The following is a 21,345-nucleotide window of genomic DNA, read 5'->3' on the forward strand; positions in this document are numbered from 1 at the left end:
CGAAGTAGGGATTTCCCTACTTCGCTCCTTCTTTTCTAAGTACAACCTTCACGGTCTTGAGCAAGATCTGAATATCTCTCCAGATCGTCCAACCATCCATATAAGCCACATCGAGTTTGACAACCTCGTCAAAGTCCGTAATCTCACTGCGTCCACTCACCTGCCAAAGGCCCGTAATCCCCGGCTTGAAGCTGAGGCGACGTTTTTGGTCTGGCGTATACTCTTGGTATTCATCCACGGTTGGTGGTCGAGTTCCGACCAGACTCATGTCACCGATCAGAACATTGTAAAATTGGGGTAATTCGTCGAGACTTGTCTTACGGATAAAACGTCCAATCGGCGTCACTCGCGGATCGTTTTCCATTTTAAACATGCCACCTGTCATGGTGTTTTGAGACATCAAATCTTTTTTGATTTCTTCGGCATCGACACGCATGGAGCGGAATTTATAAAAATTGAAATACCGTCCGTTCTTACCAACTCGTTTCTGCACAAAGAAGGCAGGCCCACCGTCCTTGCGGATCAGGGGAACCAAGACAATACTCACTAGACCGCAAATCAAGAGACCAAAGAGGGCTCCTACAATGTCTAAGAGGCGTTTGGCAAAGACGTGACTTGGCTTGTAAAAATTGGTAGAGAAAGTAACGACGCTTAACCCTCCAATTTCTTGCACTCTCTTATTCCCTAAAGGGGCAAAATTGAAGGCATTGAGATTGACCGACACATCAATCCCCATATTCTCAAACTCCGAAACCAATTCACTGATATTGTAATCTTCACTTGGAAGATTAATAAACACTTCATCCACCACTTCCTTCGTAACGAAGGCCAACATTTGATCTGGCTGAATGACACGCACACCTGCATGATCAAATGTCGTATCATCCATGACAGTGACACCGATTAGTTCTCCATGATAGAGGTTGGGTGAATGCAGAATATCAAATACCTTTTCCATCCGACTGGTCGCTGTCAGAAGAAAAATCTTTCGCCCACTCTTTCGACGAGGAGAAACAGATCGGCGGTATCTCTTGAGCAAGAGATCCATGACATAGACAGCAAGGGTATTGAAAAGAAAGAAGTAGATCATCCCCCGACGAGAGATGGAAAAGACTCCATCAAGCATAAAAGAGGTGAACGTAATCCCTATCGAAAAAAGTACATTGTATTTTAAAACTTGGAACATCTCATCCAAGTATCCTCTACCGTAGAACCGATAAGCGATGTTACTAATATAAAAGGCTACAAAATGAAGCAGATAGAGAATCGCAATTGTCTGCGACGTGTATTCCGCATCCTTAAAGAGACTCACAATGTATGCCGAAAATAGGACTGCTAAACTTTGAAAAAGAACAATATTCAATTTCTCCAGTTCAATTCTTTCTTCTCCCATTTCCCCTAATTCCTATTCTTTACTTTTTCCCATACTCTCCGTAGGATCCGTATCCTCCATACGAACCATACTCAGCAGTTTTAATGTTAAATTTATTGAGCACCACTCCTAAGAAAGGGGTGCCTGTTTGTTCTAATTGTTCTTTAGCCTTTTGAACAGCCTTGCGTCCATTGGCACCTGATTCTGTAAGCAAAACGGTTCCATCACAGCGTTGAGCGATAATCGCCGCGTCGATCACGACCCCAATTGGAGGCGTATCCACGATAATGTAGTCAAAATGCTCCCGAAGTGCATCCATCATGACGGTGAAGTTCTTGCTTTGCAAGAGACCCGTTGGATTTGGAGCTACCTGTCCAGACTCGATGATATCCAAGTTTGGAAAATCTGTCGCATACAAGACCTGATCCAGCTGGCTACGACCAGCTAAGAAATCAGTCAAGCCTTGGATCTTGGTACGACTACGGAAAATCCCTGTCATGACCGAGTTCCGGATATCACAATCGACCAGGAGGGTCTTGTAGCCTGCGCGCGCGAAGGCAACAGCCAAGTTGGTTGATGTAGTAGACTTCCCTTCATTTTCTTTAACAGATGAGACAGCAATGGCCTTAAGATTCACACCGCTCAGTTGGATGTTGGTCGCAAGAGCATTGAAATACTCTTCTGCCTTCCGAATTTCTTGTAATTTGTTTTTTGAAATTTCTAACGTATTCATGCAATCCCCAGTCTATAATTTCTTAATATCTGGCACAATACCAAGCAAGGTCAAGCCCATCAACTCTTCGATGTCTTCTGGTCTCTTGACACGATCGTCCAAGACTTCTACGACAACCAAGAGCACCACCATAAGACCAGCTCCAGCGACAAAACCAAGAAGGACATTGCGGCGGATATTTGGTGATGAAGGCAATTGAGGCACTTCTGCCTCATCCAAAGTCGTAACATCGGACACCTTGGTCACCGAGATGATCTTTTCAGCAGCTACATTGCGAAGGCCATTGGCAATGCGCGCCGCTTCTTTTGGATCCCCATCCTTGGCTGTGATAGAGAGGATCCGTGTATCGGTTGGAACAGATACATTGATTTTCTTAGACAACTCAGCTGGGGTCATATCGAGTTTCAACTCATCAATTGCTTGGGTCAAGACATTTTGAGAAAGGATGATTTCGCGGTAGTCCTTAACCAAGTAAGAACCAGCCTGCAAATCCGAGTTTGTCAAGGCATTGTTGTCTTGATTTTGACGGCTGACCACATAGATCCGGCTAGTACTTTGGTATTCTTTCTTGGCTAAAAAGGCACTGTAGCCAAATGCAGCAATGGCAAAAACCAGAGCGACCAAAACGATTGAAAACTTGCGTTTCCATAGGGTCTTTAGCATAGCGAAAACATCAATTTCCACTGCTTGATTTTCTTGATTGTTCATTTCCTAATTACTCCTTCATGTGGATCTCTCCACCTGTTTCATGGTTAGATTAATTCATCTGCTAACAAGAGCTGTTGATGGTTGACAAAGAGGTCTCTTGCCCGTTTTTTGCCGTATTCTTCCTGGATCAAGCGATAAGCTTCTGCCATATAGGGCGGTCGTTTCGTCAAATTATGCATATCGCTGGCCACAAAGTGGACCAAATCTTTTTCTAAGAAATAGCGAGCCCGTTTTTTGAGGTGCTTTTGCTCATCTCCAAAGAGGCGAGGCTTGAGAACGCTGGAACTATTGATCTGCATGTAGCAACCCATGTCAATCATCTCTTGCACGCGCTCCTCATTTTTCTCCAAACAATTGTAGCGTTCAATATGGGCTACCACCGGCGTAATACCGAGATGAAGCAGGCGATCCAAGGCTGTGTGGATTTCTTTATAGGGCGTTCCCATGCTAAATTCAATGAGGGCAAAATGCGTCTCTGCAAGACTCGGGATAGTCTTTTCTTCCAGCTTCTTCAAGACATCATTTGTAAAGTAAATTTCTGCTCCGTAATGAATTGTCAGATCCGGTGCAACTTCTGCCGCAATCTTTTTCACTTCTTGAAAATTTTCTGAAATTTTTCCCTCAGGGGTTTCAAACATACCCTTGCGGCGATGCGAAGTAGAGATGATGGTCCGCACCCCTTGACGATAACTTTCTGTCAAGAGAGCACGCGTATCTTCTCTGGTTTTGGGTCCATCATCCACATCGAAGACGATGTGTGAGTGGATATCAATCATTTTTCTTTTCCTTCCATAACTTGTTGGATGGTTTTCTTGGCCTTAGTCAAGCTGGCTTGATCCAGTTCCATAACATAGAGGTTATAACCAGGCATAGCATAAGATGGCAGATCGGTACGACCTTGTCCTGTAATGGCTTGAGAGGTCACATCATAGGAGCCACCTGTTTCCAACTGGGTATTGATCAAGTTCATCATGACCGGCAACTGCATATTGGTTTGGACAGAGTCTTGGAGATTTCCGATAATCTCATTGTAGTTGTTCAAGACTTTAGTCGAGGTTAGCTTATTGATAATGGCTGCAATGACTTTTTCTTGGTTCTTGCCACGGTCATTGTCACCACCTTGAAGAGAATAACGTTCCCGAACAAAGCCAAGTGCTTGCTCTGAGTTTAAATGTACCTTTCCTACTGGGAAATGGAACTTCCCGTGCAAGCTCGTGAATTCTTGGTCATTTTCCACATCGATCCCCCCTAGAAGGTCAATCAACTTGAGGAAGGACGTGAAATTAAGGCGAACATAGTAGTTGAGCTTGATGTCATAGAGATTCTCAAGAGTATGAATGGATGCATCCACACCGTAGATCCCCGCATGGGTCAACTTATCATTTTGGTTGTTCCCGCCATCCGCAATCGGTACATAAGCATCCCGTGGCGTTGTGGTCAACAAGACTTGCTTGGTCTTCCGATTGACGGTCATGATGATATTGACATCTGATCGAGAAACTGAAGTGACCGGGCCATAGGTATCAATCCCACTGACATAGATGTTAAAGACATCTGCATTGGCAGACACTTTGCTGGTTGCTGCTACTTCTTTTCGAATTTTATAAGAATAAATCTTCTTTAATTTTTTCGCATAGTCAGCATCTTCAGCAGCAATGGTATCCTCAAAGGTGCTGTTAAGCACAATCGCCGAGGCATTTCCCTCTTGCAAGCTTTTATAAGCATCGAGATAGGTTGGGGTATCTACTACAGAGATATCCTGACCCTTCGTCTTTTTGATATTGTCCAAGAGAGCCGTGAGGTTGGCTTCGTTGTTGTTGCCCTTGGGCGCCGTGACTTCTTTAATCTCTTTGATATCTTTGATGTCACTATCTTTCTTGACATAGACAGCCATCTCGAACTCTGTGTAGTTGGAATGACCATTGACATTGCTGGTGAGGTTCAAAAGTTGTTGACTGGCAAACAAGACTCCCGAGCTAGCCAGTAAACCGACCAAAAGCAAAAAAAGGGTTGTCTTTTTAGCCTGATTTTTTACAATCAACCATGCCGACAAAAGTACTAGTAGCACGAAGAGTGCAATCAAAAGGACATTGACATAGCGAAAGGCCAAGATATTATTCGCCAAGATCGTATAAGTCGCCCAAATGGCCGTAATGCACAAAAAAATAAGCAAGACAGAATTGACAATGCGCAATTGCCCCCACTTGTGCTCCGAACGACGACTTCGTCTTTTTTCTGACATAAATACCTCCAATTAGTCCTAATCATATTTATTGTAACATATTTTTAACAAAAAATGCATTAATTATCACTAATTTGTCTATTAAGTACAACTATGATGTAACCGCTTTCAAAAATTAACTAAACGCCTGTATACTGATTCAAGAAAATAAAGAGGCTGGGATAAAAGTCCTAGCCTCTCAATTGTTTTTGGATTGTCGAGCAAGACGCAGTGGTTGAGTGCTCAAAGCACTGCTTTGAGGTGGCGGATAGAACTTGCGAAGCAAGTATCCTAAGTCTTTGTTCGCTTTTTAAGCTTCAAAGATGCCCTATGTTGACGGAAACTATGTTTCCTTTATCTGCAACCTTCAACAGTCTCCCAGACTGTTGAAGCTGTGCGGAGGTGGGACGACGAAATCGAATTCTAACGAATGACCGATTTCTGTCCCACTCTCAGCTAAACAGCCTACAAAAGATCGTCCCGTTTGACTTGTTCAAAGGCTTCTTTGCCATCATTGAGCTTGTCCCAGATGACGACTTTTCCTTCTTTGAGAGATTGTTGAACATCAATAATCCGCTGGTTGGATGAACCACGAAACTGCAACATGAGGTTGCGTTTGCTCTTATCATAGCGCCCATCCACCAGAATATCAATCAGTGAGAGAAGCTCTAATTTGTCTGGCGTTTCCAGCATCAGCTCTTCCCAAGTGTAACCGGTCCAAGACCAGATATCTTTGTCGGGTAGCTCTTTTCTCACGCGCTTGACCAAGGGCAACAGGATGCCAGTATTGAGAAAAGGTTCCCCACCAAGCAATGTCAGGCCCTGAACATAGGGTTGGGCCAGATCAGCCATGATTTGCTCCTCTAACTCTTTGGTGTAGGGAATGCCTGCATTGAAAGACCAGGTCGCTACATTGTAACAACCCTCACAGTGAAACATGCAACCTGCTACGTAGAGGGAGTTGCGCACTCCTTCTCCATCCACAAAGTTAAAAGCCTTGTAATCGATGATGCGCCCTTGACTCAGTTCCTCACTCTTCCACTCTCCTGGTTTTGGTGTATTCCATGTCATCCTTTTACTCCACCTCTATCCAATACCGCTCCGTTCCATTTCGAACATCCTCCAACTCCCCACCATTAGCTAAGATAACAGCTCTGCTGGCAGGATTTTCTGTGCTACAAGTCACCAGAGCACGATGAATGTTCTTTTCTTTAGCCACTTGCAGACCTTGATGAAGAGCTTCTTTGGCATAGCCTTTGCCTCTTTCAGAAGGGCGGATGGAGTAACCGATATGGCCAGCATAATTCAACAGCCCTTCATTCAATCTCAATCGCAGATTCAAAAATCCTAGAGCACGACCTACATCATCAAATGATACAAATTGAATAGAAGGGACACGATTTTTAGGCAAATTTGTTCCCATTTCTTTTTGTATATTTGTCTCCAACCACTCTTCGTAATCAAAGTTCTCAGTATCCCAAAATCCGCCGTCGTGGGCGGATTGGCTCTTTTCAAACTCTACCATCATGTCTAATACAGCTTCTTTATCTGCTAATGTTGGTCTGCGTAATTCCATCATTCCCTCCCACTAAGAGAAAAGCGAGAGCGGACTCTCACTTTTTCTTATTTTTATTTAAAAATTGTTCTCTCAGGCTAGCCACGCGGTCTTTTTTATTGACTCCACCTGTCGAATGCTTTTCGTGGAATCGTTGAACCTGGGCCTTGCCTTTATCGTCTAATTGGTATTTTCCCATAATATCCTTTTCTAATCTGTTACTTCATGCCCACCATACTTGATAGTAGATCCGTTCATGTGTTTGACACGCGCCGCGATTTCCTTATGACGGCCATTGACCATCGGGCGAGCTTGAGGATTTCCTAAATAACCACAGGTCCGTTTGACCACATCGACCGTTTTCGGATCGCTATTGCCACAATTTGGACAAGCAAATCCACGTTCAGTCGGCGTAAAGTCACCTTCAAAATCACACTTATAGCAGCGGTCAATTGGCGTATTGGTTCCGAGATAACCGACCCGGTCATAGGCATAATCCCAAACTGCTTCAAGGGCTTTTGGATTTTGTTGGAGCACAGGATACTCACAATAGTGGATAAAGCCACCAGAAGCTCCAGCTTCTGGATAAACTTTTTCAAAATCCAGCTTCTCAAATGGGGTTGGGTTCTTACGAACATCGTAGTGGAAACTATTGGTGTAGTATTCCTTGTCTGTGATATCTGGAACCTTCCCAAATTTCTCCGTATCCAGGCGGCAGAAGCGGTCTGTCAAGCTTTCTGACGGTGTCGAATAGATGGAGAAGTGGTAGTCATACTGGTCAGACCATTCCTCCACGCGCGCTTTCATATCCTTGATGATATCGATCGTGAATTGTTTGGCTTCTGGATTGTGTTCCCAATTTGAGCCATAAAAGACGGTTGCGACTTCGTAGAGTCCGATATAACCAAGTGAAACAGTCGCTCTGCGATGACGGAAGAGCTGATCTACCTGATCATATTTACCCAAGCGTTTCCCGAAAGCCCCATATTGATAGAGAATCGGTGCATTGGCTGGTGTCGCTTCTTTGGTGCGCTCCACCCGGTAAACCAAAGCATCTTCAGCAATGTTCATTCGTTCATTAAAGATTTGCCAGAACTTTTCTTTGTTCCCTTCTGATTCAAGAGCGATCCGAGGGAGATTGACCGTCACAACCCCTAGGTTCATCCGGCCAGAATTGACTTCCACACCATTTTCATCCTCCCATCCTTGAAGGAAAGAACGGCAGCCCATGGGTACCTTGAAGGAGCCTGTTAATTCCACAATCTTGTCATAAGAGAGGACATCGGGATACATGCGTTTCGTAGCACATTCTAAGGCCAATTGCTTGATATCATAGTTGGGTGTTCCAGGCTCTAAGTTGAGGCCCCGTTTGAGGGTAAAAATCAATTTTGGAAAGATGGCTGTTCGGTGTTCCGAACCCAGTCCCTTGATCCGGATTTTCAGAATCGCTTTTTGGATTTCCCGTTCGAAACGGCTAGTTCCGAGACCAAAGCCAAGCGAAGTAAAGGGAGTTTGCCCATTTGAAGTAAAGAGGGTATTGATCTCATATTCTAGCGATTGCATGGCATCATAGATGTCTTTTTGAGTCTTGCTCCAAGCATAGTCCTCTTGCTTTTCAGGAAGTACCCACTCTTTGGCATCCGCTAAGTGTTTTTGGTAGTTCTTTTCTGCATAAGGGGCCAAGACTTCATCGATCCGGTCTGCTGAACAGCCCCCATACTGACTAGAGGCCACATTGGCAATAATCTGCGAGATTTGTGCCGTTGCAGTTTGGATAGACTTAGGACTTTCTACTTCTGCATTCCCAATCTTAAAGCCATTTTTCAGCATGCCTTCAAAATCGATCAAGCAACAGTTGGTCATCGGAGTATAGGGACTATAGTCCAAATCATGGTAGTGGATATCCCCTTTTTGGTGGGCATTGGCTACGTGTTTGGGCAACATTTTTAGGCCAATCGACTTGCCTACGATCCCTGCTGTCAAGTCCCGTTGGGTGTTGAAAACATCACTGTCCTTATTGGCATTTTCATTGACAACGGCTTGATCCTTATTGAGGAGTTTGCCAATCGTAAAGTTGATATCCGTCGCTTTTGAGCGCTCAAAATCCCGCTGGGTCCGGTAAGTGATATAGCTCTCAGCAATCGCATATTCATTGGCTTGAAGCAACTCGTGTTCGACGACATTTTGAATTTCATAGATCTTCACGCCATTTGGAAAGCGCTCCAAGATTTCTGCAATAATGCGGTCAACAATGGCCTCTAGTTTGGCTTCCATCACCGGAGTGAGAGAAGTTACTTCTTTTGTGGCCTTTAACAAAGCTTTATAAATTTTTTCAACATCGAATGGAACCCGACGGCCATCTCGTTTTTCTACAAAAATATCAGGAGCCATTCTCAGCTGTTCTTCTCTCAAGGTGATCATCGCAAACTGCCTTCTTTCATTACTTTTACATCGTACAAGATGTATTATACCACTAGAAAAATAAAAATCAATATCTTGTGGAAAAATTTGTTAAAATCTTTCTAAAACACAAGATATTGATTTTATTAAGATGCTTGGTAGACTTTGAAATGAGAATATTTCTTGTCTACAAGACGGTAATTTGCTTTTAAGAGTTGCTTCATCTCAGTGGTCAATTCAACCTGATTATTCACCACAATATACTTGGGTTGGGCTCGATCGATTTGTTGAATCACATTGGTCCGGTTCTCATTAATCCCTAGATAGGAAGTCGGTGTCAATAAGGCTGAAGCAGATAGGCGATTGCTCTCTTGATAAAGAGTTGCCGTCGTATCCCAAGCATAGATGGTATCCTTTTTCTTACTATGGTCTTGGATATAGCTGGCAATGACACTCCGCTCACTGGATTGCCCAGATTGAAGGACCAAATCCTGAGTGATTGGATAAGCAATTAAGTAGACAAAGGCTACAAGTGGTAGGAAAGCCTGACTGGTAAAGTAAGCAGACCAGACTTCCTTGTTTTTTCCCTTACGAGTGCGGCGTTCTGTAGACTCGCTTTCTTCCCCATCTCGTGAAAACCAAATGGCAAACAAGGGAAGAACAAATGGCAACATTGGTAAAAATTGATAAGCTCCTTGCTCAGGCAGGCCGATCGAAATAATGAAGACGACCAAACATCCTACCCAGCCTATAAAGCGGAAGATCCGTAGCTGTGTATTTTTTTGCTTGCTAAAGCTCATCAAAAATGCAGAGACAAGACCCAAGGTGAGGGCCAATAAGCTGTAATAGATCGCATTCCCGAAGGCTTGCCCATTGCTATAATTTAAGGCATTCAAGACATAAGTCACTTGGTTAATGGCATAGCCAAAGGTCTGATTCCAAACAGTCACATAGCCGACCGGATAAAAGACAATCGAAAAACCAAGTAAGACTGCTAAGAATTGATAAAAGCCACGCGCCCATCTCTTTTGCTTGATATTGAAGGCTGTTAAACCAAGAAAGGCCAAGAGGTAAAACAAGGTGCTGGTCATTGGTTCGATCAAGAAGGCAATCGCCGCCATCGCTCCATAGACAACGAAGGCTTCATCCTTACGATGCCCAATGAAATAAGCCAAGATCAGATTCATACTTGCAAACAAAACAGGAAGGCTAAAGAAGGTCACATAAGTCCCTCCAAAACCAAGAGCCAGTAGCAAGAAATAAAAGAGCAATTGAACATTCTGAGCAGTTGCTTTATTCGCTACCAGCAAGCGCACCATCTGATACAGAGAAGTTCCTGCATAAAAGAGGGCAACTGCCTGTAGCATCACCAGAATCCAATGGCCACCTGCTAGGCTGCCAAGCCAGTTAATCACATAATAAAGAAAACCATTGGTCCCATAAAAATCACCAAATGGAGCTTGACCTCTCGTCATCGCCCAACCTGCATAGAGATTTTGAGACTGCTGATTGGTGGCAAATCGCGTCAAAAATGGCAAACCAACATGCAACAAACTAAACAAGATACTACAAATCAAAGGAATCACAACCGGTACTGGACGCTTCCATTGACGGTGGGCATGTCTAGGCTCTTCTTCCACCTCAGATTTTGTCGCTGTTTCTTCTAGCACTGGTTTTGCAGCTTCACGCGCATGACGACTCATCCGGCTCAAGGTTTGTTCTTGTTTTGGCTCTGAAGTTTCCTCCACGACCGGTTCAGACTCAGGCTCAGATACAGCCGTGGTGACCGGCTCTTCTAAGACTTCTGCCCGACTCCCATGCATTGGCTCTTCTTCTCGAAAGACTGACTTGTCTAGCACTTCACGAATTTCACGTGTATCTTGGAAACTATCTCCAACGTGAATGCCCAATTTTTTCGAAGTCATTTCTTGCTCTTTTTCGCTCATTCTTTTTCCTTTTCCTAGATGTTCCTTTTGCTCTCTCATTTTCAAAAAAGCTCATTTTCTTCTCTAGTATACCAAATTCTACTGGCTCTGTCAGCCTCTTACAGTCATTTGAAAAAGAGCCGAGATTATCTCTTGAACTCTTTCTCACTCGTTCTACTCTTCTTACAACATTGGCGCAAATAATTGCATGATTTCTTTGATTAAACTTTGGTGCCAAGTAAAGCGGAAGGTATCCTCGGTAATCTCTTGAGACACTTCAAAGATGTGTTCAAAGTCCGCTCGTATGTCTTTCAAAGCTGGTGTTTGATACATCCAAACCGCATTCTCATAGTGATGGACCAAACTCCGATAGTCAAAATTAATCGACCCTACAACCGCTACTTCATCGTCCGCCAAGACTTGCTTGCTGTGAATAAAGCCAGGTGTGTATTCATAAATTTTCACCCCAGCATCCATCAGATCTAAGTAAGCCCCACGTGTAACGATTTGAATCAACTTCTTATCTGGGATATGAGGCGTTACGATTCGAACATCTACCCCACGAAGGGCTGCATTTCGAATATCCTCTGTCAAATCATAGTCAATAATCAAGTAAGGTGTTGTGATGTAGACGTAATCTGTCGCTTGGTTGATAATATTCTGGTAGACCGTTTTCCCGACCTGGGATTTGTACATTGGTTTAGGACCACTTCCATACGGGATATAGAGTCCTTGGCCTTCAACCGCCTTATTCTCAATATGGTAGCGATCAAAATCTTCAATTTCTCCACGGTTAATGTACCAGTTCATCAAAAAGAGCCGCGTCAGGGCCTTGACTGCACGCCCATCCAAGCGGACAGCACTATCCTTCCAATGACCAAAACGCTCGATATGGTTGATATACTCATCTGCTAGATTGACCCCACCCGTATAGCCGACTTGACCATCGATGACCAAAATTTTGCGGTGGTCTCGATTATTGTAGGCTACGGTCAAACGTGGAATCACTTTATTAAATTTATGGGCATCAATCCCCATTTTTTGCAAGCGACGAGTGTAATTTCCTGACAAGGTTGCCATGCAGCCGATATCGTCATAAAGAAGTTTCACCTCGACCCCTTCTTTAATCTTCTGCTCTAAAATCTCCAGAATACTATTCCACATCAAGCCTTCATCGATGATATAAAATTCGATAAAGATAAACTTTTTCGCAGCTTTCAAATCCTCTAGGAGTTGCTCATACATGTTTTCCCCAAGGGGATAAAAGGTCGAAGCTGTTCCATTATAGAGATCTGCATTGTGGTCCATGGATAGAATGGATTTGACCATACCATAAACTGCCTTGCTCTCTTGCTTGAGTTCCGCGCGTAATTGTTTGCTGTTGTCTTCTCGAAACTTCATTGATTCCATATTTTTCAGCTGGGCCATTTCTTTTTTGGACAGGCGCCGTTCGCCAAACATGAGATACAAGAGGGAGCCAAAGACAGGAATCACAGCAATCAAGAGCCAAGTCACCTTGTTTTCTGGAGGGGTATTGCGATTCACTATGGCAAGAATCGTCGTCACATACAAGAGTCCAATGACCGCCACAGACAGCCAGTGCGGAAACCATTTGTTTAGCCAGAAGAAGGCCGCAAAGGAAGCCCATAGTTCAAAGCCCATAAACAAGATACTAAATCCATACTTGGACATTAAGAGACGTAATTTTCGAAAGGTCACAAACATCCTCCTTTTTCCTTCTACTAGTATAACAATTCTTCTTTTCCGATGCAACGTCCAGCCAAATCCCTATTTGGGAAGATCAAAAGCAAGCAAAAAGAGAGTGGGACAGAAATTGGTCATTCGTTAGAATTCGATTTCGTCGTCCCACCTCCGCACAGCTTCAACAGTCTGGGAGACTGTTGAAGGTTGCAGATAAAGGAAACATAGTTTCCGTCAACATAGGGCATCTTTGAAGCTTAAAAAGCGAACAAAGACTTAGGATACTTGCTTCGCAAGTTCTATCCGCCACCTCAAAGCAGTGCTTTGAGCACTCAACCACTGCGCCTTGCTCGACAATTTAAAGACAATTGAGAGGCTAGGACTTTTGTCCCAGCCTCCTTAAAAATCGTTGTCAGACGGACCTTTCATGGTCCTCCAACAGGAGTGATTATTGCCTGGTTAGCACAATCGTTCCTTGGTCATCTTCTGCTTGTTCCAAATCTTCCAGTGACAACTGATCACCCTCTACTCGGTAACGGTAGAGTTCATCTCCAATACGCATGGATTGATTGACCGGATCGATCGCCACCTCTTTGGTCTCTTCTTCTCCATCCGAGTCTGTGACTGTATAGGTTCCTTTTTGCCCTGTCACAACCAGCAATATCGTGGACTCGGCATCCTGGCCTCGGTAGCTACCATCGATTGACTGCACTTGCTCTTTTTCAGCACTGGTTGAAGAGACTGTCTGTGCGGCACTAGAGGATGGTTCACTAGACCTTTTTGTTGGTTTTGCCGGTTGACTACAAGCTGCCAATACGATCGCCATCGCTAAGCTCAGTCCATACATTATTTTTTTTATCATGATCGACTCCTTTCGCTATAACCGTACACTATTTATCACCAGTATACGCCAAGAAAGTCTTTAGGTCAATTGTTTAACCCTCTAATAAACAGGCCCTGACTTCTGCAATAAAATACAGGGAGCCCGTCACAAACAGAACCTCATCCGGATGACGCCGAGCCATAAATTCTTGAATATAAGCTTTGTAATCAGCTACATAGGGCAGGTCTTGTCGATCGCCCTCTGCCACCACTTCTCCGTAATGAAAGGTCGTCAACATTAATTCAGCTTCTGGTAACCCAGCTTGAAGTGTTTCCAGCATTCCACTATAATCTTTTCGTTTGAGAGCTCCAAATAAAATCTTCACGCGTTTCCCAGTTAAGCTTTTTGCAAACTCGATCAAACGCACCATGGCATGAGGATTATGGGCTCCATCCAAATACACCTGGTCACCAACTAATTCTAAGCGCCCTGGCCACCGTGTCTCTTGCAGAGCAAGCTGGATCAGATCCAAATCTACTGTTTGAGGCTGACCTTCCATGTAAAGGAGAAAGGCCTCTAGAGCTACTACAGCATTTTCCCGTTGGTAATCACCCTTCAAGCCCAGAGACGGCAAGACAAGTTCCACGTTTTCATTCCAAAAACGATCCTGCTTTAACCCAAAATCTTTTCGGAAGGCGTGGAGATCCACAGCTAATTGCTCCGCTTTTTCTTGACAAATAGCTGCAGCTTCAGCAGGCAAAGGACCGACCACTGCTTTCTTACCTTCTTTAAAAATCCCCGCCTTTTGCTGGGCGATTTCCGCAATCGTCCCTCCCAGTGTTTCCTGGTGATCCAGACCAACCGACGTAATAACAGCAATTTCTCCTGTCACCACATTGGTCGTATCCAGAAGTCCTCCGATGCCAACTTCCAACAAGACCACGTCCACTGCTTGTTCCTTGAAATAGAGAAGGGACATGAGGCAGATAATCTCAAAATAAGAGAGTTGGTCCTGAGTTTGAAGCAAGGTCTGCTCCATCTGCTGCACTTCTTGACCGATCCGAGTAAAATCTTCATCCGAAATCGGCTTGTCCCCAATACAAATTCGGTCATGGATACTGATCATATGGGGAGACGTAAAGGTTCCCACCTTCTTCCCATGAGCCATCAACAGTTGGCGCATAAAAGCAATCGTAGAACCCTTGCCATTGGTTCCTGTTACATGAATGATTGGGTAAGCCTTATCCGGTCTCCCTAAAAGGCTTACCGCCTGTTCCATACGATCCAGTCCCGATCGAAAATTTAGACCTATCCGACTATTCATCCATTCTTCAATCTGATTCATATCTTTCTCCTAAAAGAAAAAAGCGACAAAGCCGATTCTGACATTTGCGCTCCTTTCTTTTGTACTCGTTTTTTCACATTCCTATTTCCATCAAACCCTTTTGGCTTACCAGCTCTCTCGTATTTCTAGGAGCTGGGCTAAAAACGTCCCCCGGACGTTTTTACTCCTCCATAAAGCTGTTGAAGACTTCTTCGATCATGTTCCATTCATCATCTGAGTCTTCTGGGATTGGTTGAAGGTCACCTTCTGTGCCATCTTCGTTTTCTGTAAATGAATAAGCTTGGATTTCAACTTCACCATTTTCATCTTCTTCTGCATTGGCAGGGATCAAAAGGACATAGTTCTTTCCAAATTCTTCCTTGCCATCGATGGTCAAAAGGATTTCAAAAAGCGTTTCATTTCCTTGTTCGTCCACCAATGTGATCAATTCGCGTTCTTCATGGTCGTGGTTGTGATCATGTGCCATACTATTCTTCCTCATTTTCTTTCTAAAAATTGCGATCTAAATAATTTTGTAAAATAAGCTGGGCGGCCAACTTATCAATAACTTTCTTCCGCTTGCTACGACTGACATCAGCCTGCTCAATCAACATCCGCTCTGCAGCGACAGTTGTCAAGCGTTCGTCTTGGTACTCCACTGGCAAGCCAAATGTTTCAGCAATCATAGCACCATAAGCCTGACTAGCTTCTACACGTGGTCCGCTTGTGTTGTTCATATTTTTAGGCAAGCCCACCACAAAACGATCCACCTTGTATTGCGTCACTAATTCAGACAGGCGCTCCAAACCGAATTCTTTTTTGTCCTCATCAATTTGGATGATTTCAAGACCTTGAGCTGTAAAACCAAGGGGATCACTCACAGCGACCCCAACTGTCTTTGAGCCAACATCCAATCCCATAATTCTCATTAGAGGTCTATTCCTTGTCCTTTCAAATAATAACGCACCAATTCTTCAACGATCTCATCTCGTTCATACTTCCGAATTTGGTTCCGTGCATTATTATAACGAGGTACATAGGCAGGATCCCCACTGAGTACGTATCCTACGATTTGATTAATTGGATTGTAGCCTTTTTCATCCAGTGACAAATAGACATCTTTTAAAGTTTCGCTAATTTCTTTACGATTTGAATCATCAAGATTAAAACGTACTGTTTCATCTGTAAATCCCACAAGAACACCCTCTTTCTTTACAATACCACCATTATACCATATTCAAAGCCTTTTCACAATGGACAAGTCCTTGATTTTACAGCTTTTTCAGGCTATTTGGCGATCATTTTCAAATTATTTTTGCTCACTTGCTCCAGCATGGATGAGATTTTCTGCAAATTGGCTTGGTGTCAATTTCAACAACTCTGGTAAGTGATTGTTTTTGAAGTAAGTCATACCTTCCGCCTTCTTGACATCCATCGCTTCAAAATCATAGGTGATGGTGACCTTGTACTCATTCTCATTCTCTAGGGTCAAATCAGCCGTGAAGCCAGGAACTGTCAAGGCTTCCTTAAAAGCATCGTCCTTGTTAAAGGAGTCCCTTAATTGTTTTTGCGCTTCCTCTAGACCGACTTGCTGAATTCCTTTTTTCAACTCCTCATCGGTCGCCGTCATATTGATAGTCTGCAACTTTTTAAAGGTGTTCCCCACATAGGTCACAATTTGGGTTTGTTGGGTCCCTTTATCATCTTTTGGAAAGACAAAAGTTCTTGTCACCACTTGGTTGTCTTCGGCTTTTTGCAAAATACTTTTGTTGTCCTTTTGCAATTGTTCAGCCTTCGCTTTGATTGCTTTTTGGTCACTTGAACTTGGTGTTTTCACTTGTTTTTTAGGGCCACAACCTGTCAAACACAAGGCTAGTGCACCCAATAAAAGGAGATTTCTTTTCATGCTTCGTTCCTTACTAGTTATTGTTTTCTCAAATATTGTATCATAGATTTTAAAAAATGGTGTCTGAAATAGCACACCATCTCTATTTTTTAGGAGATAAAAAAATCAGAAACAAGCTGTTCCTGATTTTTCGTCGCTTTAAAGTGCTGCACGCATCCGTGCTTCTGCATTTTCTACATTTCGAACGGAGCGTGGTAAGAAAGCACGAATATCGTCCTCTTTGTAACCCACTTGGAGGCGTTTATCGTCTACCAAGATCGGGCTTTTAAGGATACGAGGTGTTTCCATGATGATATCAATCACTTCATTAACACTCAAGTCTTCGATATCCACTCCTAGATTTTTAGCGTAACGATTTTTTGAAGAGACAATACTTGCCACTCCATTTTCAGTCTTTGTAAGGATATCCAATAACTCTTCTTTGGTGATTCCTTCCTTACCGAGGTTTTGTTCTTTATAAGTTAGCTGGTGAGCGTTGAGCCAAGTCTTTGCTTTCTTACAGCTAGTACAACTTGACACTGTATAAATTTTAATCATGCATGCACTCCTTTCGCTACACGATATTACTATCGTATTAAATTATAACACAAAAACCATCAGTCTAGCGACCTATTTTGAAAAAAATTAATCTTCAATTTCAATCGCATCATCTAAATCTAGTGTTACTTCTTCTGCAAGAGGAGCTTCTTCTTCAGTTTTATCAAGGGGTTTCACTGTTTCATCGTCTTCAATCAACCCAAAATGAACCCGAACCTTGTGGTCGATTTCGTCAAAAATTTCTGGATGATCTGCCAAGAATTTCTTGGCATTTTCAGATCCTTGACCGATTTTTTCGCCATTGTATGAATACCAAGCGCCGGCTTTTTGGATCAAATCGAGGTCTGTCGCAATTTTCAGCAATTCGCCGGTACGTGAAATTCCTTCCCCGTACATGATTTCAACCATGGCCTCTTTGAAGGGTGGAGCCACCTTATTCTTCACAACCTTGATCTTGGTTTCCTTACCAACATTGGTATCTTTTTGGTCCCCAGTCCCCTTGATTTGGGTATTTCCACGAACATCTAAACGAACAGAAGCGTAGAATTTAAGGGCACGACCACCAGGTGTTGTTTCAGGGTTCCCAAACATGATCCCTACTTTTTCACGCAATTGGTTGATAAAGATGGCAATGGTCTTGGTTTTATTGATGGAAGCTCCAAGTTTGCGCATAGCTTGGCTCATCATCCGCGCTTGCAAACCAACGTGGCTATCTCCAATATCACCATCTATTTCCGCACGAGGTACCAAGGCTGCAACAGAGTCGACAACCACCAAATCAACCGCACCTGAGTCGATCAATTTACCAGCAATTTCAAGTCCTTGTTCCCCTGAGTCTGGTTGAGACAAGAGGAGTTCATCAATATTGACCCCAAGAGCTGCTGCATAAGATGGATCCAAAGCGTGCTCAGCATCGATAAAGGCAGCAATACCTCCTTCTTTCTGTGCTTGCGCTACTGCATGGAGGGCAACGGTTGTTTTACCCGATGATTCTGGACCATAGATTTCGATGATCCGGCCTTTTGGATAGCCCCCAGCACCCAAGGCAATATCAAGCGCCAATGAACCAGAGCTCATGACTTGAACTTTTTGTTCCGCGCGTTCGCCCAAACGCATGATCGATCCTTTACCAAAGTCTTTTTCGATCAACTTCAGGGCATCATTGAGCGCTTTTTCACGCTCATCTCCAAATTTCTTAGAGATCTCATCTAATTTTTTCTGTTTTTTCGCCATTCTTTTCTCCTATTTTTTACTATACAGGAAATACACTCCACTCACCAACGGTTTCCGTCATTTGAAAGGCTTATTTCCTGTCCATTTGTAGAATCATCCTTCATTTGGTACAAACTTCATTATACCAAATTTTCACCATTTAATACAGCCAGGCGCACCAAATTAAAGGCATGAAGGACTGCAATTTCGCGGACATCAGACCGGCTACGTCCGGCGATATTGACTTGGACACTATCCACTCCATTTGGAGTCGCCAGTCCGATAAAGACAGTCCCTGCTGGATGTCCTTCCAGGCTATCTGGTCCCGCAACTCCGGTCAGGCTAACACCATAATCGGATCCTGTTAACTTACGGGCCTGTGAAGCCATGGCTTGAGCTGTAAAATGAGACACCACTCCATGTTGCTCCAACTCTTGAGCTGGAATAGACAACATCTTGCTTTTTTCTTCCAGACTATAGGTGACAAAACCACCTGCAAAGATGCTGGACGCCCCTGAAAAATCTGCCAGAGTTGCTTGGAAGAGGCCAGCCGTCAGGCTTTCTGCAGCTGTAATGGTCTTACCAGTCTGTTTCAAAAGATCAAAAGCAACCTTGGCCATTGAATTGTCATCTCCATAACCGTAAAACAACTCTTGCAAGGGTTGATGATCCAGGGTGTGGCGTGATAAGATTTCCTTTTCTAAGACATCGAGGTTAGCATCCGCTTCTGCCTGATCTTTCGCCTTTGTAGACAGACGCAAGGTCACTTCTCCCGTCTTGGCATAAGGAGCCACTGTTGGATCACTCTGCCCTTCAATGACATCGGCTAGGATCGTAACCAGCTGGCTTTCCCCAATCCCAAAGAAGCGCAAAACTCTAGAAAAGAGCTGCTCCCCTGTTGTTAAATGAGGCACCAATTGTTCATTAACCATGGGCTTTAACTCACTTGGAGGACCAGGTAGAACGACATAGGTCACATCGTCGACTTCAATCAAACCTCCAACCGCGAGACCTGTACGGTTTTGAAGAGGGATTGATCCGGCGATCATTTGTGCTTGTCGCTCATTATTGGGCGTCCGGACATAATCAGGGCGACTGGCAAAGAAGGTGTCGAGTTTGGCAAGTGCTGTCGGATCAAAAACCAGTTCTTTCCCTAAGAACTTAGCAAGGGTTTGCTTGGTCAAATCATCCTCTGTTGGACCAAGTCCACCGCATAAAATCACCAAATCACTACGTTTTGAAGCCGTCTCAATGGTCGAGAAGAGACGACCTTCATTGTCTCCTACCGCCACATGATAATAGACATCAATCCCTAAACTAGCTAATTTCTCAGACAAGAATTGGGCATTGGTGTTGACAATTTGTCCTGTTAGAATTTCTGTTCCAACTGCAATAATTTCCGCCTTCATGGTGCCTCCTACTTATACTATTCGTAATTTTCATTTCATTTTAACACAATTTCCTAAATTATTTAAAAAACAGATTGAAGATAAAGTCTATTTTGGACAACTTTCTTCAATCTTTTTCTTTTAGAGTATGAAGTAAAAACTCTTAAAAATACCATTACATCAATATTTCTAAGAGATTTAACTACGTGGTAACCAACTTCTAAAAGGGCTTGCCTATATTCTGAAGTAAGCACATCGAGCGGTTATTTTTCTATTGCTTTATTGACATAAAATCGTATCTCTAACGCTACTCCTTATATTTTTCTATCATTTTTTATGATACAATAGCATCAATTTATTTTTAGGAGGATCATATATGACTTCTACTATTGGTATTATAAGTTTATCTAGTGGAACTATGGGTGAAGACTTTGTCAAGCACGAAGTGGACTTGGGTATTCAACGCCTCAAGGGCCTCGGACTCAATCCTGTCTTTTTACCTCATTCGCTAAAAGGCTTAGATTTTATCAAAGAACATCCTGAAGCTCGTGCAGAGGATTTGATTCAGGCCTTTTCTGATGATAGCATCGACATGATCCTATGCGCCATTGGTGGAAACGATACCTATCGCTTGCTACCTTATCTTTTTGAAGATGACCAACTACAAAAGGTTATCAAGCCAAAGATTTTTCTCGGTTTCTCGGATACGACCATGAACCATCTCATGTTGCATAAACTAGGAATCAAGACTTTTTACGGCCAATCCTTTCTAGCAGACATTTGTGAGTTAGATAAAGAAATGTTGCCATATAGCCGCCACTACTTTAAAGAATTGATTGAGACGGGAAAAATCTCAGAAATTCGCCCTAGTGACGTTTGGTATGAGGAACGGACTGATTTTAGTCCCAAAGCTTTGGGAACACCTCGTGTCAGCCATGCAAATACAGGTTTTGACTTGTTACAAGGTAATGCTCAGTTTGAGGGAGAAATCCTCGGTGGTTGTCTTGAGTCTCTCTATGATATTTTTGACAACTCTCTTCACGCAGATAGCACAGACCTCTGCCAAAAATACAAACTTTTCCCTGACTTATCCGACTGGAAAGGAAAGATTCTATTGCTAGAAACAAGTGAAGAAAAGCCTGAACCTGATGATTTCAAAAAAATGTTGCAGGCTTTAAAAGAAACGGGGATATTTGAGGTCGTCAGTGGACTCTTGGTTGGAAAACCTATGGATGAAACTTTCTATGACGACTATAAAGAGGTACTATTGGATATCATTGACAACAATATCCCGATTATCTATAATCTGAATGTTGGCCATGCCACACCAAGAGCAATTGTTCCTTTTGGAGTCCACGCGTATGTAGACGCAACGGAGCAAGTCATTCGCTTTGACTATAACAAATAAGAGGCTGGGACAAAAGTCCTAGCCTCTCAATTGTCTTTGAATTGTCGAGCAAGACGCAGTGGTTGAGTGGGCTCTACTACGCTGATTTCATCAGCTTTTACAGCCCTACTCAACTGTGCGGAGGTGGGACGA

General features: G+C 43.3%; 21 protein-coding genes. 1 reads left to right on the plus strand and 20 read right to left on the minus strand.

Translation table 11 applies throughout. The features are described from left to right. Nucleotides 1-16: 16 nt before the first annotated feature. The 20 genes from HA044_RS00885 to HA044_RS00980 form a co-directional block, all read right to left on the minus strand. The gene (locus HA044_RS00885; RefSeq protein ID WP_187538390.1) at nt 17-1,393 is read right to left on the minus strand and encodes a sugar transferase; all 1,377 of its coding nucleotides are present in this window, start codon (nt 1,391-1,393) and stop codon (nt 17-19) included. Between the two features lie 19 nt (nt 1,394-1,412). Beyond that, nucleotides 1,413-2,105, minus strand: coding sequence for a tyrosine-protein kinase (locus tag HA044_RS00890; protein WP_187538392.1), 693 nt, complete (start codon nt 2,103-2,105; stop codon nt 1,413-1,415). 12 nt (nt 2,106-2,117) lie between these two features. Then, nucleotides 2,118-2,813, minus strand: a complete 696-nt coding sequence (locus HA044_RS00895) for a Wzz/FepE/Etk N-terminal domain-containing protein (RefSeq protein ID WP_187538394.1) — start codon at nt 2,811-2,813, stop codon at nt 2,118-2,120. Between the two features lie 44 nt (nt 2,814-2,857). Next, a complete protein-coding gene (gene cps4B / locus HA044_RS00900; protein ID WP_187538396.1) occupies nt 2,858-3,589 on the minus strand; it encodes a capsular polysaccharide biosynthesis protein Cps4B in 732 nt (243 codons plus the stop codon). Then, on the minus strand, nt 3,586-5,055 hold the full coding sequence (locus HA044_RS00905; protein WP_187538398.1) for an LCP family protein: 1,470 nt from the start codon (nt 5,053-5,055) through the stop codon (nt 3,586-3,588). Before HA044_RS00905 ends, cps4B begins: the two co-directional genes overlap by 4 nt. 444 nt (nt 5,056-5,499) lie before the next feature. Beyond that, the gene (gene nrdG, locus HA044_RS00910) at nt 5,500-6,105 is read right to left on the minus strand and encodes an anaerobic ribonucleoside-triphosphate reductase activating protein (RefSeq protein ID WP_187538400.1); all 606 of its coding nucleotides are present in this window, start codon (nt 6,103-6,105) and stop codon (nt 5,500-5,502) included. Nucleotides 6,106-6,109: 4 nt separating this feature from the next. Beyond that, entirely contained in the window at nt 6,110-6,610 is a 501-nt protein-coding gene (locus HA044_RS00915; protein WP_187538402.1) for a GNAT family N-acetyltransferase, read from the minus strand. A 37-nt stretch (nt 6,611-6,647) separates the two neighbouring features. Continuing rightward, nucleotides 6,648-6,788, minus strand: coding sequence for a hypothetical protein (locus HA044_RS00920; RefSeq protein ID WP_141754472.1), 141 nt, complete (start codon nt 6,786-6,788; stop codon nt 6,648-6,650). Between the two features lie 11 nt (nt 6,789-6,799). After that, nucleotides 6,800-9,010 carry an anaerobic ribonucleoside-triphosphate reductase gene (gene nrdD / locus HA044_RS00925; protein WP_187538403.1) on the minus strand — a complete coding sequence of 737 codons (2,211 nt, stop codon included), beginning with the start codon at nt 9,008-9,010 and terminating at the stop codon, nt 6,800-6,802. A 125-nt stretch (nt 9,011-9,135) separates the two neighbouring features. Continuing rightward, nucleotides 9,136-10,935, minus strand: a complete 1,800-nt coding sequence (locus HA044_RS00930; RefSeq protein ID WP_187538405.1) for an MFS transporter — start codon at nt 10,933-10,935, stop codon at nt 9,136-9,138. A gap of 162 nt (nt 10,936-11,097) precedes the next feature. Beyond that, the gene (gene cls, locus HA044_RS00935; protein WP_187538407.1) at nt 11,098-12,633 is read right to left on the minus strand and encodes a cardiolipin synthase; all 1,536 of its coding nucleotides are present in this window, start codon (nt 12,631-12,633) and stop codon (nt 11,098-11,100) included. A gap of 430 nt (nt 12,634-13,063) precedes the next feature. Next, complete coding sequence (locus HA044_RS00940) at nt 13,064-13,477, minus strand: SP_0198 family lipoprotein (RefSeq protein WP_222935306.1); 414 nt, start codon at nt 13,475-13,477, stop codon at nt 13,064-13,066. A gap of 73 nt (nt 13,478-13,550) precedes the next feature. Then, nucleotides 13,551-14,783, minus strand: coding sequence for a folylpolyglutamate synthase/dihydrofolate synthase family protein (locus HA044_RS00945; protein ID WP_187538409.1), 1,233 nt, complete (start codon nt 14,781-14,783; stop codon nt 13,551-13,553). A 160-nt stretch (nt 14,784-14,943) separates the two neighbouring features. Next, nucleotides 14,944-15,249 (minus strand): DUF1292 domain-containing protein, encoded by a 306-nt coding sequence (locus HA044_RS00950; protein WP_187538411.1) that lies wholly within the window; start codon nt 15,247-15,249, stop codon nt 14,944-14,946. Nucleotides 15,250-15,271: 22 nt separating this feature from the next. Beyond that, the gene (gene ruvX / locus HA044_RS00955) at nt 15,272-15,691 is read right to left on the minus strand and encodes a Holliday junction resolvase RuvX (protein ID WP_187538412.1); all 420 of its coding nucleotides are present in this window, start codon (nt 15,689-15,691) and stop codon (nt 15,272-15,274) included. Further along, entirely contained in the window at nt 15,691-15,957 is a 267-nt protein-coding gene (locus tag HA044_RS00960) for an IreB family regulatory phosphoprotein (protein ID WP_003002070.1), read from the minus strand. The genes ruvX and HA044_RS00960 overlap by 1 nt, the downstream gene beginning before the upstream one ends. Before the next feature lie 114 nt (nt 15,958-16,071). Next, nucleotides 16,072-16,668, minus strand: coding sequence for an SP0191 family lipoprotein (locus HA044_RS00965; RefSeq protein ID WP_187538414.1), 597 nt, complete (start codon nt 16,666-16,668; stop codon nt 16,072-16,074). Between the two features lie 138 nt (nt 16,669-16,806). After that, nucleotides 16,807-17,205: a transcriptional regulator Spx gene (gene spx, locus HA044_RS00970; RefSeq protein ID WP_003009108.1), complete on the minus strand. Its 399-nt coding sequence runs from the start codon at nt 17,203-17,205 to the stop codon at nt 16,807-16,809. Nucleotides 17,206-17,292: 87 nt separating this feature from the next. Next, on the minus strand, nt 17,293-18,438 hold the full coding sequence (recA, locus tag HA044_RS00975; protein WP_187538416.1) for a recombinase RecA: 1,146 nt from the start codon (nt 18,436-18,438) through the stop codon (nt 17,293-17,295). Nucleotides 18,439-18,557: 119 nt separating this feature from the next. After that, nucleotides 18,558-19,826, minus strand: coding sequence for a competence/damage-inducible protein A (locus HA044_RS00980; RefSeq protein ID WP_187538418.1), 1,269 nt, complete (start codon nt 19,824-19,826; stop codon nt 18,558-18,560). Nucleotides 19,827-20,181: 355 nt separating this feature from the next. Between HA044_RS00980 and HA044_RS00985 the strand changes: the two genes are divergently transcribed. After that, on the plus strand, nt 20,182-21,213 hold the full coding sequence (locus HA044_RS00985) for a S66 peptidase family protein (protein WP_187538420.1): 1,032 nt from the start codon (nt 20,182-20,184) through the stop codon (nt 21,211-21,213). Nucleotides 21,214-21,345 lie beyond the last annotated feature (132 nt).

Origin of the sequence: Streptococcus sp. IMAU 99161, assembly GCF_014435245.1 — a bacterium.
GTDB lineage: Bacteria > Bacillota > Bacilli > Lactobacillales > Streptococcaceae > Streptococcus > Streptococcus lactarius.